Here is an 11,776-nt window from a genome sequence, read left to right as displayed (position 1 = left end):
GTGGAAGTCGGGCCGCGCCGACGGCATGCCGGTGGCGTTGGCGACCAGCGCCATCTCGCAGTAGTCGGGCACGGTGCGCTGCGGCAGCGCGGCGAGCGCCGCGGCGCGCGCGGCGATGGTGGCGGCCGCGTCGGCGCCCAGCGTCATCAGCGCGGCCAGGCCGGGGCTGTCCGTCTCCTCCGTCAGCCAGCGCGTGCGGCTGGTCGCGGGGTCGAAGACGTAGTCGTATTCGCTGCTCTTGCCGGCGGCGAGGATGGGCAGGCCGAGCAGCCGCGCCCAGGAGACAAGACCCACCAGCAGCGCCGGCTGGTCGCCATCCACCAGCGTGTAGGACAGCCCCGCCGCGTGCGCCTTCGCCGCCAGCAGTGGGCCGACGACGCATTCGGATTCCTTCGACACCATGGCGATGTGCTTGCCCGCCGCGATCGCGGCCAGCGCATGGCGCGCTGCGCCTTCCGGATGGCCGGTGGCCTCCACCACAAGGTCGAGCCCGGGCGTGGCCAGCAGGTCGTCGATGCGCGCGGTGAGCGCGATCTCACCCGCGGCAAGCGCGGCGCGGATCTCGGCCGGACCTTCGCAGCGGCGATGCGGCACGTCGTCGGCGGCGAGGTTCGCCGCGACGCGCGCGGTGTCGAGGTCGAGTGCCGCGACGATGTCGAGGCCCTTCAGCCGCCGCGCCTGCGCGATCAGCGAGAGCCCGAACTCCCCGCAGCCGAGCAGGGCCGCGGTCACGGGCCGTTCGATGGCCGGCCGGAAGAGCGTATTGAACTGCACCGTGTTGCTTCCCCCCCTGGACGCGCCGCCATCAGGCGGCGGCGCGCTTCTCCTCCGCCCGCCGCGCGGCGGTGCCGATGCGATCGAGATGCCGGCGCATGGCGGTGGCCGCGGCCTCCGGGTCGCGCGCGGCGACAGCGGCGGCGATCCGCTTGTGGTCCATCCAGGACCGCCGCATGGCACCCGGCGCTGCCAGCGCGCGGTGACTGAGCTCCGAGGACTGGCCATAGGCCTCGGCCAGCAGCGCCGCGAGCAGCCGGTTGCCGCCGGCGCGCTGCAGCGTGGCGTGGAACTCCGACCCGCAGATGTGGAAGGCGGCCGGATCCTCCAGCGCGCGGCCCTGCTCCTCGACCAGCTCCGCCAGGCGCGCGCGCGTCGCGGCATCGGCGTGGCGCGCCGCTTCTCGCGCGGCGGCAACTTCGAGGACAAGGCGCGCGCCGTGCACCTCCTCCGGCGTGTAGCGTGCGGCGGGGGCGGCGCGGGCGATCCAGTTCGTCGCCGGCAGCACGCGGGACCGCGCGCCCTGCGCCACCTCGATCAGGCCGCGCGCGGCCAGTGCCTGGATCGCGCCGCGCACCGTCTCCCGGCTCACATCCAGTTGCGATGCAAGCTCGCGCTCGCCGGGCAGCGCGTCGCCGGGGCGCAGCAGGCCGGAGAGGATCATGCCGGCAAGACGGTCGGTGATCTGCTCGCGCATGGTGCGGCGCGACACGGCGGATTGCAGCAAGGCGTAGCTGTCGTGCATGGCCGGCAGCGTAACGCAGCGGCGCACCGGCGGTCTACTGGTCCGATGGCCGGACCGGTTGACAGGCGGACCCGGCCTCCTCCAGGCTGCCGTGACGACAGGGGCCGGCGAAAGACCGTGCCCGCAACAGTGGGAGGAAGTTGCCATGACGCACCGCACCGCGGCGCCCGACGCCGTTTCCCGCTTCCGCGCGTCCCGACGCCTGCTGCTGCTCGGCGGCGGTGCGGCGCTGCTGGCGCGGCCCGCGCTGGCGCAGGCCTGGCAGCCCGCGCGGCCGGTGGAGTTCATCGTGGCCGCAGGCCCCGGCGGCGGTACCGACCAGTTCGCGCGCATCGTCCAGTCGATCATCCAGAAGCACAACCTGATGCGCACGCCGGTGATCGTGACCAACAAGGGCGGCGGCGCCGGCACGGAGGCCTTCGTCTATGGCCGCGGCGCCGCAGGCGACCCGCACAAGGTGGTGTTCGGCACCAACAACGTCTGGCTGATGCCGCTGGTCACGCGCGTCGGCTATGGCCTGTCCGACCTGCGCCCCGTCGCCTCCATGGCCGCGGACGAGTTCATCCTCTGGACGCACACGGATGCGCCCTTCCGCACCGCGAAGGACCTGGTGGAGGCGGCGCGGGAGCGCCAGGGCGCCTTCCGCATGGGCGGCAGCCAGGCGCGCGACACCGACCACATCCTGACCAAGCTGATCGAGCGCGCGACCGGCGTCACCTTCACCTACGTGCCGTTCCGCTCGGGCGGCGAGGTGGCGGTGCAACTCGCCGGCGGGCATGTGGATGCGAACACCAATAACCCCGCCGAGAACATCGGCCAGTGGCGCGCCGGGCGCGTCCGTCCGCTCTGCGTCTTCAACACGCAGCGGCTGACGCTGCCGGAGAAGGTGCACAACGGCGTCGGCTGGTCCGACATCCCGACCGCGACGGAGGCCGGCATCGGCCCGGCGGAGTTCCGCATGCCCCGCACCGTCTGGCTGCCCGCGCGCACCACGGATGCGCAGGCGCAGTTCTGGACGCAGCTTCTGGCGCGCGTGCGGGAGACCCCGGAATGGAAGGCGTGGCTCGAAAGCGGCAGCCAGGGCGACCTGTGGCAGACCGGCGCGGAGCTGGCCGAGTTCATCCGGCGCGACGAGGCGACCAACCGCGAGCATTTCCGCGAGTACGGCTGGCTGGTCGAGCAGGGCTGACGTGATGACCCGTCCGGTCGGCTCGGGCCGAAGGCCGATGCCGTGAATCGGCCGGGCGGCGACAGGACGCGGCGCATCGCGGAGGCGGGCATGGCGCTCGCCGCCGCGGCCTTCGGCGGCGTCGTGATCGCCGGCGCGCTGCAGCACGATGTCGGCTGGGGGCCGACCGGCCCCGGTGCGGGCTATTTCCCGCTGCGCATCGGCCTCCTGCTCGTCGGCGTGGCGCTGCTGCTGGCGCTGACCCATGCGCTGGCGGGCGTGGCCGGGCGCTTCGCGGAGCCGGGCGCGATGCGCCGCGTCGGTGCGCTGCTGCTCCCCACGGTCGTCTTCGGCGCGGCCATCGCGCCGCTCGGCGCCTATGTGCCGATGACGCTGTACCTGCTGTGGATGGCGCGGGTTCAGGCGCGCGCGCGCTGGCCGGTTGCCCTGGCCGTCGCGCTGGGCACGCCGGCCGCCTTCTTCCTGCTGTTCGAGACCTGGCTGACCGTGCCGCTGGCGAAGGGCCCGCTCGAAGAGGCGCTGGGGATCTACTGATGGAAGGCTTCGCCGCCCTTCTGCACGGCTTCGAGGTGGCGCTGACCTTCCACCACCTGGCGCTGATGGTCGCGGGCGTGCTGATCGGCATCCTGGTCGGCGTGCTGCCGGGCCTGGGTGCGCCGAACGGCGTGGCGCTGCTGATGCCGCTGACCTTCTTCATGCCGCCTGTCAGCGCCATCATCCTGCTCAGCTCGATGTACTGGGGCGCGCTGCTCGGCGGTTCCACCACCTCCATCCTGTTCAACATCCCGGGCGAGCCGTCCTCCGTCGCCACGACCTTCGACGGGCATCCGATGGCGAAGCAGGGCAAGGCGGCGGAGGCGCTGTCGCTGGCCTTCCTGGCTTCGGGCTTCGGCGCGCTCTGCGGCGTGATCACGGTGACGGTCGTCGCGGACGACATCGCCAACTTCGCGCTGCGCTTCAGCCCGGCGGAGTATTTCGCGGTCTATCTGCTCGCCTTCTGCGCCTTCATCGGCATGGGCGGCACGAACCCGCTGAAGACCGCGGTCTCGCTGCTGGTCGGCCTGTCGCTGGCGACGATCGGGATGGACACCGTCTCCGGCGAGATGCGGCTGACCTTCGGCCAGGACCAGCTGGTGCGCGGCATCTCCTTCCTGGTCGCCGTCATCGGCCTGTTCGGCATCGGCGAATTGCTCGCCACGGCGGACGAGACGGAGAAGGTGGAAGGCATCCGTGCCCGGGTGCGCCTGGCCGCCGTGCTGTCCACGCTGGCGCAGATGCCGCGCTACACGGTGGCGCTGGTGCGCAGCGCCGCGATCGGCATCTGGATGGGGCTGACGCCGGGCGGGCCCACAGCGGCCTCCTTCATGTCGTACGGCGTCGCGCGCCGCTTCTCGCGCCGGCGCGACAATTTCGGCCGCGGCGAGCCGGAAGGCGTGGTGAGTCCCGAAACCTCGGACCATGCCGCCGGCGTTTCCGCGCTGCTGCCGATGCTGGCACTCGGCGTGCCGGGTTCGGCGACCGCGGCGGTGATGCTCGGCGGGCTGATGATCTGGGGTCTGCAGCCCGGCCCGACGCTGTTCCAGGACCGGCCTGACTTCGTCTGGGGCCTGATCGCCAGCATGTATGTGGCGAACCTGGTGGCGGTGGTGCTGGTGCTGGCGACGGTGCCGATCTTCGCCTCCGTCATGCGCGTGCCCTTCGGGCTGCTCGCGCCGCTGATCATGACGATCTGCCTGACCGGCGCCTGGATGGTCTCGGGCAGCGGCTTCGACGTGCTGCTGGCGCTGGGCTTCGGCGTGCTCGGCTATCTCATGAAGAAGCTGGACTACCCCATCGCGCCGTTGGTCCTCGCGATGGTGCTCGGCGACAAGGCCGAGGACGCCTTCCGCCAATCCATGCTGATGAGCCGCGGCGACCTGACGATCTTCTGGTCGAACTGGCTCGTCGCCTCGATCACCACCCTCGCGCTGCTGCTGCTCGCCTGGCCGCTGCTGGCCGGCCTGCTGCGCGGCGGCGCGACCGCCCTCAGGAGACCCGCCGAATGACACCCCGCCTCGCCCTCGTCCTCGGCGATCCTGCCGGCATCGGCCCGGAGATCATGGCGAAGCTGCTCGCCGAACCCGCGAACCGGGAGAAGGCGGCACTGCTGCTCGTCGCCGATCCGGAGGAGCTGGCGGAGGGCATGCGCATCGCCGGCGTGGACCTGCCGGTCACGCGCGTGAACGACCCTGCCACGCTGGCGCCCGGCCGGATCGCCCTGCATGAGCTGCGGCGCGACGCCCCGATCCCGCGCGGGCAGTCCAGCGCGGCGGGCGGACGGCATGCGCTGGCGACGCTGCGCGAATGCCTGGGCCTGGCGCAGCGCGGCGTCGTGGACGGCATCTGCTTCGCGCCGCTCAACAAGTCGTCGCTGCATGCGGCGCAGATGGGCCACCCGGACGAGCTGCACTGGTTCGCGGAGGTGCTGGGCCACAAGGGCGCGCATAGCGAGTTCAACGTGCTGGACGGGCTCTGGACCTGCCGCGTCACCAGCCATGTCGCGCTGCGCGAGGTGGCGGACCTCATCACGGCGGAGCGGGTGATCGGCGCGGTGGCGCTGATCCGCGACGCGCTGGTGCAGGCGGGGATCGAGCAGCCGCGCATCGCCGTCTGCGGCCTCAACCCCCACAACGGCGACAACGGCGCCTTCGGGCGGGAGGAGATCGAGATCATCGGCCCCGCGCTGGAGGAGGCGCGGCGCCGCGGCCTGCCCTGCGAGGGGCCCTATCCCGCCGACACCATCTTCCTGCGCGCCCAGCCGAAGGCCGATGGGTCGCGCGACCTGGACGCGATCGTGACGATGTACCACGACCAGGGCCAGATCGCGATGAAGCTCATGGGCTTCTGGCGCGGCATCACGGTGGCAGGCGGCCTGCCCGTGCCGATCGCGACCTGCGCGCATGGCACGGGCTTCGACATCCAGGGGAAGGGCGTCGCGCGCGTCGGCGCTCTCCAGGCCGCCTTCGACCTGGCCTGCACCATGGCCGCCCGGCGCCGCGCGCGGGCCTAGGGGAGAGCCGCCATGCCGCAGCCCTATCGCGGGGTCTTCCCCGTCGTCCCGACCATCTTCCACGCCGACGGCTCGCTCGACCTCGAGGGCCAGAAGCGCGCCATCGACTTCATGATCGATGCGGGCTCCGAGGGGCTCTGTATCCTCGCGAACTTCTCCGAGCAATTCGTGCTGACGGACGAGGACCGTCAGCAGGTGATGGATGTCGCTCTCAGGCACGTCGCCGGACGCGTCCCGGTGATCGTCACCACCACCCATTTCGCCACCCATGTCTGCGCCGAACGCAGCCGCCACGCGCAGGACGCGGGCGCGGCGATGGTGATGATCATGCCGCCCTACCACGGCGCCACCATCCGCGTCGGCGAGGCCGGGATCTTCGAGTTCTTCCGCCGCGTCTCCGACGCGATCTCGATCCCCATCATGATCCAGGATGCGCCGGTCAGCGGCACCACGCTGTCGGCGCCTTTCCTGGCGCGCATGGCCCGCGAGATCGCCAACGTCTCCTACTTCAAGATCGAGGTGCCGCAGGCCGCGGCGAAGCTGCGCGAGCTGATCGCGCTCGGCGGCGACGCCGTGATCGGCCCCTGGGACGGGGAGGAGGCGATCACGCTGATGGCCGACCTCGACGCCGGCGCCACGGGCTCCATGACCGGCGGCGGCTTCCCCGACGGCATCCGCCAGATCACCGATGCCTGGTTCGCCGGTGACCGCGCGGCCGCGATGGACGCCTATTGCCGCTGGCTGCCGCTGATCAACCACGAGAACCGCCAATGCGGGCTGCTGGCCGCCAAGGCGCTGATGGAGGAAGGCGGCGTGATCCGCTGCGGCGCCCCGCGCGCGCCGATCGCGCCGCTGCATCCGGCGGCGCGCGCCGGCCTGGTCGAGATGGCGAAGCGCCTGGACGCCATGGTGCTGCGCTGGGCACGCTGAGAACCGGACTGCAACGTGACGTGGGAGGGACAACCATGACGACACTGACCCGCCGCGCGGCGCTGGGCCTGCTGGCCGCGCCCGCCATCATCGGAACTGCGAAGGCCCAGGCCGTCCGCCTGCGCTTCGCCCACCCGCATCCGGAAGCCGATTCCTGGCACCGCGCGGCGCTGATGTTTGCCGAGAAGGTGCGCGAGCGCACCGGCGGCGCGGTCACCGTGCAGGTCTTCCCGAACGGCGCGCTGGGCAGCGATCCCACCATCATCTCCGCTGCGCGCGGCGGCACGCTGGACATCGCGCTGACCGGCAACCCGTTCTTCACGGGGCTGGCGCCGAAGCTGAACGTGCTGGACCTGCCCTTCCAGTTCCGCGACCGGCGGCACGTGACCGCGGTGCTGGACGGCGCCATCGGCCGGCAGCTGCGCGGCGAGCTGGACGGCGCGAACCTGGTGGTGCTGGGCTTCTGGGACATCGGCTTCCGCAACGTCACCAATTCGCGCCGCGCGATCTCCGCCCCCGCCGACCTGCGCGGGCTGAAGATCCGCACCACGCCGAACCCGGCGCACATCAAGGCCTTCCAGCTGCTCGGCGCCAACCCGACGCCGATGCCCTTCACCGAGCTGTTCACCGCGCTGGAGACGCGCGCCGTGGACGGGCAGGAGAACCCGACCACGCTGATCCTGAACGCTCGCTTCTACGAGGTGCAGCGCCATCTCAGCCTGACGCGGCACGCCTACACCGCCGGCATCCTGGCCATGTCGAAGCAGCGGATGGAGGCGCTGCCGGCGGCGCAGCGGGAGGCCATCATGGCCGTCGCCACCGAGGTCACGCCGCAGCAGCGGCAGATGAACGAGGATGCGGAAGGCAGCTCCGTCGCGGAGCTGAAGCGGCGCGGCATGCAGGTGGTGGAGCAGCCGGACCGCGAGGCCTTCGCCCGCATCGTGGTGGAGGAGACGCGGCGCGACTTCGCGACCCGCTTCGGCGCCGAACTGCCCGAGGCGATCGCCGCCGCGGCGCCGGGCGCCTGAGGCGGGAGCGGCGCGATGCGCATCGTCGATCTCTCCATGCCCATCGCGCCGCATTTCCGCTGGCGCACGCAGGTCTCCGTCACCGGCGACATCAAGGCGGGCGACCAGTTCCGCATCAGCCGGCTGGACGCCGCCTGCCATGGCTTCAGCCATGTGGACGCGCAGGCGCATATCCTGGCGGATGCGCCGACCATCGAGAGCACGCCGCTCGATCGCGTGGTCGGGCCCTGTCGCATCCTGCGCCTGCACGACGCCCAGCCGAACGAGCCGATCGGGCCGGAGCGGCTGGCCGCTGCCGATCCCGGCGGAGCGGAGGGCGAGATCCTGCTGCTCTCCGCCGCCTGGGACCGGCAGCGCGACTGGAACACGCCCGAGTTCTGGCGCGACGCGCCCTGGCTGACGCGGGACGCCGCGGAGTGGCTGAAGGCGCGCAGGCCCAGCGCGCTGGCCTTCGACTTCCCGCAGGACTATCCGATCCGCCTGTTGCTGGACAACGTGACCGTGCCCTTCGACCAGCACGTCACCCACGACGTCTGCCTGCGCGCCGGCATCACCCTGATCGAGTATCTCGTGAACACCGCGGCGCTCGCCGGCCCGCGCAGCTTCCTCTGCGCCGCGCCGCTCAAGGTGCCGGGCGCGGATGGCGCGCCGGCCCGCATCTTCGCGATCGAGGGCCTCGCCGCGTGACACGGCTGGCGACGCGCGCGACGGCGGTGGCGGAGGCGCTGCTGGCGCTGGCCCTGGCCGCCATGGTGATCATGGTCTTCGGCAACGTCGTGCTGCGCTACGCCTTCGACTCCGGCATCACCGTCAGCGAGGAGCTGTCGCGCTTCCTCTTCGTCTGGGTGACCTTCCTCGGCGCGGTGATCGTGATGGGGCAGGGCGGGCATCTCGGCTTCGACCTGGTCGCGCGCGCCCTGCCGCGCGCCGGCCGCCAGCTCTGTCGCATCCTCTCGGATCTGCTGATCCTGCTGTGCTGCGGCGTCTTCCTGTGGGGAGCGTGGTCGCAGGTGGCGATCAACCTGTCCAACCACGCGCCCGTCTCCGGCCTGCCGCTCGGCTGGGCCTATGCGGCGGCGCTGGTGGCGGGCATCGGCCTGGGGCTGATCGCGCTGGCGGACCTGCTGGCGGCGCTCGCCGGCCGCGACCCGCCCGCGCCGCCGCATGAGGGGCTGCCGGCGGAACCCGGCGCGTGACGCTGCTGGTCTTCACCGGTTCGCTGCTGGGCGCCATGGCGCTCGGCATGCCGATCGCCTTCGCGCTGCTCGTCTCGTCGCTGGCGATGATGTGGCACCTGGATGCCTTCGACGCGCAGTCGATGGCGCTGCAGATGCTGAACGCGGCGGACAGCTTCGCGCTGCTCGCCGTGCCCTTCTTCCTGCTGGCCGGCGAGGCGATGACGGCGGGCGGCCTCTCCCGCCGGCTGGTGAACTTCGCGCTGGCGCTGGTCGGGCATTGGCGTGGCGGCCTGGGCTACGTGGCCGTGGTGGCGGCGGTGCTGCTCTCCTCCCTGTCGGGCTCGGCGGTGGCGGATACGGCGGCGCTGGCGGCGGTGCTGGTGCCGATGATGCGGCGCGCCGGCTACGATGTCGGCCGCTCCGCCGCGCTGATGGCATCGGGCGGCATCATCGGGCCGGTGATCCCGCCTTCCATCGGCTTCATCGTCTTCGGCGTGGCGGCCAACGTCTCCATCACCTCGCTGTTCCTGGCGGGCATCGTGCCGGGGCTGATGATGGCCGCGGCGCTCGCGATCACCTGGTGGTGGTTGGCGCGCAACGAGAACGTCGCGCCGCTGCCCCGCAAGTCCTGGGCCGAGGCCGCGCAGGCGCTGCGCGACGGGCTGCTGGCGCTCGGCCTGCCGGTGATCATCGTGCTCGGCCTGAAGTTCGGCGCCTTCACGCCGACCGAAGCCGGCGTGGTCGCCGCGGTCTATGCGATCCTGGTGGGCATGTTCGGCTATGGGGAGCTGAAGCCCTCCATGCTGCCCGGCGTGCTGGTGGCGGCGGTGCGCACCACGGCGGCGGTGATGTTCCTGGTCGCCTGCGCGGCGGTGACCGCCTATCTCATCACCATCGCCGACATCCCCGGCCAGATCCGCCCGCTGCTGGAGCCCTTCATGGGCGACCGAGTCCTGCTGATGGCGGCGATGATGCTGCTGGTCGTCGTGGTCGGCACGGCGTTGGACTTCATCCCGACCATCCTGATCCTGACGCCGGTGCTGATGCCCATCGTGCGGGAGGCCGGGATCGATCCGGTGTATTTCGGCGTGCTGTTCATCATGAACAACGCCATCGGGCTGATCACGCCGCCGGTCGGCACGGTGCTGAACGTCGCCTCTGCGGTGGCCCGGGTGGATCTGGGCCGGGTGACGCGCGCGGTCACGCCGTTCCTGGTCGCGCAGGTCGTCGTGCTGTTCCTGCTGGTGCTGTTCCCCGAGCTGGTGACGGTGCCGCTGCGCTGGCTGCGCTGACACGGCCCAAGGCTCGCCCTCCCCGGCTTGGCAATCTGTTCGCATTTTCTTATCTAGGGGCATGGCCTTCCCCTGGACCTCCCCCGCGCGCTGCCCGGCCAGGCGCCGTGGCGATCCGCCAGACGGCGCGGCGGGGCGGGGGCGGCGATGAGCGAGAGCACGCTGCTGGTCTGCCCGCACTGCGACGGCCTGGTCCGCGTGCCGGTTCCGCGCCTGGGCGATGCGCCGCGCTGCGGCGCCTGTCACCGGCCCCTCTTCGACGGGCACTCCGTGGCGCTGGACGAGGCGCGCTTCCGCCGGCACCTGCTGCTCAGCGGCGTGCCGCTGCTGGTGGATTTCTGGGCGTCCTGGTGCGCGCCCTGCCGCGCCATGGCGCCTGAATTCGAGGCCGCGGCCCGCGAGCTGGAACCGGCGATGCGTCTCGTGAAGGTCTCGACGGAGGACGCGCCACGCCTGGCGGCGGAACTCGGCATCCGCAGCATCCCCACCATCGCCCTGTTCCGCGGCGGGCGCGAAGTGGCGCGCCAGGCGGGTGCCATGCCGGCCGCGCGCATCGTCGCCTGGGCGCGCGCCGCCTGACACGCCGCCTGATGCGGGCGCGCTACAGCCCCTCGAACAGCTCGGTCGAGAGGTAGCGCTCCGCGAAGGACGGCGCGATGCACACCACCAGCCGCCCGGCCATCGCCGGGTCCGCGGCGACCTGCATCGCCGCGTGCAGCGCGGCGCCGGAGGAGATGCCCACGGGCAGGCCTTCCTCCCGCGCGCAGCGCCGTGCGGCGGCGATGGCCTCGCGCTCCGAGACGCGCAGCACGCCGTCCAGGCGCTCGAGATCCAGCACCGCCGGGCGGAAGCCGGCGCCGATGCCCTGGATGCGGTGCGGCCCGGGATCATCGCCGTTCAGCACCGCGCTCTCCGCGGGTTCCACGCCGATCACGCGCAGCCCCTCGCGCCGCGGCTTCAGCACGCGGGCGATGCCGGTCAGCGTGCCGCCGGTGCCGATGCCGCCCACCACCGCATCCACCTCGCCGCCGGTGTCGGCCCAGATCTCCTCCGCCGTGGTCTCGGCGTGGATGGCGGGGTTGGCCGGGTTGTCGAACTGCCGCGGCATCCAGGCGCCCGGCGTCTTCGCCACGATCTCCTCCGCGCGCGCGATCGCGCCCGTCATGCCCCGCCGTGCCGGGGTGAGTTCCAGCTCCGCGCCCATCAGCCGCATCATCTTCCGCCGCTCGATGCTGGCGCCGTCCGGCATCACCACGATCAGCCGGTAGCCCTTCGCGGCCGCGACGAAGGCCAGCGCGATGCCGGTATTGCCCGAGGTCGGCTCCACCAGCACGGAGCGGCCGGGCGCGATCAGCCCCTCGCGCTCCGCGGCCTCGATCATGGCCAGCCCGATGCGGTCCTTCACGGAGCCCAGCGGGTTGAAGAATTCCAGCTTGAGCGCGAGCCGCGCCGGCAGCCCCGCGCTCGCCACCAGGCGCGGCAGCAGGACCAGCGGCGTCGCGCCGACGGTCTCCAGCACGCTGGCGAACAGCCGGCCGCGCGCGGGCGCCTGCGGGAGCGGTGCGGGGGTGGCGCGGGGGCGGCGGCGCTG

At 72.4% G+C, this 11,776-nt stretch carries 12 protein-coding genes and 1 pseudogene; 10 read left to right on the top strand and 3 right to left on the bottom strand.

Annotated features, from left to right (window positions below):
• Together OZN99_RS15705 and OZN99_RS15700 are read right to left on the bottom strand one after the other, a co-directional pair.
• A pseudogene (locus OZN99_RS15705) lies at window positions 1-774 on the bottom strand (homoserine dehydrogenase); the annotation flags it as partial.
• 31 nt (window positions 775-805) lie between these two features.
• Window positions 806-1,546, bottom strand: a complete 741-nt coding sequence (locus OZN99_RS15700; protein ID WP_270936198.1) for a FadR/GntR family transcriptional regulator — start codon at window positions 1,544-1,546, stop codon at window positions 806-808.
• Between the two features lie 118 nt (window positions 1,547-1,664).
• Here OZN99_RS15700 and OZN99_RS15695 point away from each other — a divergent pair, with 118 nt between their 5' ends.
• From OZN99_RS15695 to trxC, 10 genes are all read left to right on the top strand, one after another.
• Window positions 1,665-2,708: a tripartite tricarboxylate transporter substrate binding protein gene (locus OZN99_RS15695; protein ID WP_270936197.1), complete on the top strand. Its 1,044-nt coding sequence runs from the start codon at window positions 1,665-1,667 to the stop codon at window positions 2,706-2,708.
• A gap of 90 nt (window positions 2,709-2,798) precedes the next feature.
• Window positions 2,799-3,242 carry a tripartite tricarboxylate transporter TctB family protein gene (locus OZN99_RS15690; RefSeq protein WP_270936196.1) on the top strand — a complete coding sequence of 148 codons (444 nt, stop codon included), beginning with the start codon at window positions 2,799-2,801 and terminating at the stop codon, window positions 3,240-3,242.
• Window positions 3,242-4,753, top strand: coding sequence for a tripartite tricarboxylate transporter permease (locus tag OZN99_RS15685; protein ID WP_270936195.1), 1,512 nt, complete (start codon window positions 3,242-3,244; stop codon window positions 4,751-4,753). Before OZN99_RS15690 ends, OZN99_RS15685 begins: the two co-directional genes overlap by 1 nt.
• Complete coding sequence (locus OZN99_RS15680) at window positions 4,750-5,757, top strand: 4-hydroxythreonine-4-phosphate dehydrogenase PdxA (RefSeq protein WP_270936193.1); 1,008 nt, start codon at window positions 4,750-4,752, stop codon at window positions 5,755-5,757. The genes OZN99_RS15685 and OZN99_RS15680 overlap by 4 nt, the downstream gene beginning before the upstream one ends.
• Before the next feature lie 12 nt (window positions 5,758-5,769).
• On the top strand, window positions 5,770-6,687 hold the full coding sequence (locus tag OZN99_RS15675; RefSeq protein ID WP_270936192.1) for a dihydrodipicolinate synthase family protein: 918 nt from the start codon (window positions 5,770-5,772) through the stop codon (window positions 6,685-6,687).
• A gap of 35 nt (window positions 6,688-6,722) precedes the next feature.
• Window positions 6,723-7,715 carry a TRAP transporter substrate-binding protein gene (locus OZN99_RS15670; protein ID WP_270936191.1) on the top strand — a complete coding sequence of 331 codons (993 nt, stop codon included), beginning with the start codon at window positions 6,723-6,725 and terminating at the stop codon, window positions 7,713-7,715.
• A gap of 15 nt (window positions 7,716-7,730) precedes the next feature.
• A complete protein-coding gene (locus OZN99_RS15665) occupies window positions 7,731-8,402 on the top strand; it encodes a cyclase family protein (protein ID WP_270936190.1) in 672 nt (223 codons plus the stop codon).
• Window positions 8,399-8,911, top strand: coding sequence for a TRAP transporter small permease (locus OZN99_RS15660; RefSeq protein ID WP_270936189.1), 513 nt, complete (start codon window positions 8,399-8,401; stop codon window positions 8,909-8,911). Before OZN99_RS15665 ends, OZN99_RS15660 begins: the two co-directional genes overlap by 4 nt.
• Window positions 8,908-10,185 (top strand): TRAP transporter large permease, encoded by a 1,278-nt coding sequence (locus OZN99_RS15655; RefSeq protein ID WP_270936188.1) that lies wholly within the window; start codon window positions 8,908-8,910, stop codon window positions 10,183-10,185. Before OZN99_RS15660 ends, OZN99_RS15655 begins: the two co-directional genes overlap by 4 nt.
• 147 nt (window positions 10,186-10,332) lie before the next feature.
• On the top strand, window positions 10,333-10,764 hold the full coding sequence (gene trxC, locus OZN99_RS15650; protein WP_270936187.1) for a thioredoxin TrxC: 432 nt from the start codon (window positions 10,333-10,335) through the stop codon (window positions 10,762-10,764).
• Window positions 10,765-10,786: 22 nt separating this feature from the next.
• On the opposite strand, the gene cysK is transcribed toward trxC, so the two are convergent.
• Entirely contained in the window at window positions 10,787-11,716 is a 930-nt protein-coding gene (gene cysK, locus OZN99_RS15645) for a cysteine synthase A (protein WP_270936199.1), read from the bottom strand.
• Window positions 11,717-11,776: the final 60 nt, after the last annotated feature.

The sequence above is a fragment of the Falsiroseomonas oryzae genome (assembly GCF_027856955.1).
In the GTDB taxonomy this organism is placed as follows: Bacteria; Pseudomonadota; Alphaproteobacteria; order Acetobacterales; family Acetobacteraceae; genus Falsiroseomonas; species Falsiroseomonas oryzae.
The sequence above is the reverse complement of the archived record's forward strand: the minus strand, read 5'-3'. Positions and strand labels throughout refer to the sequence as shown.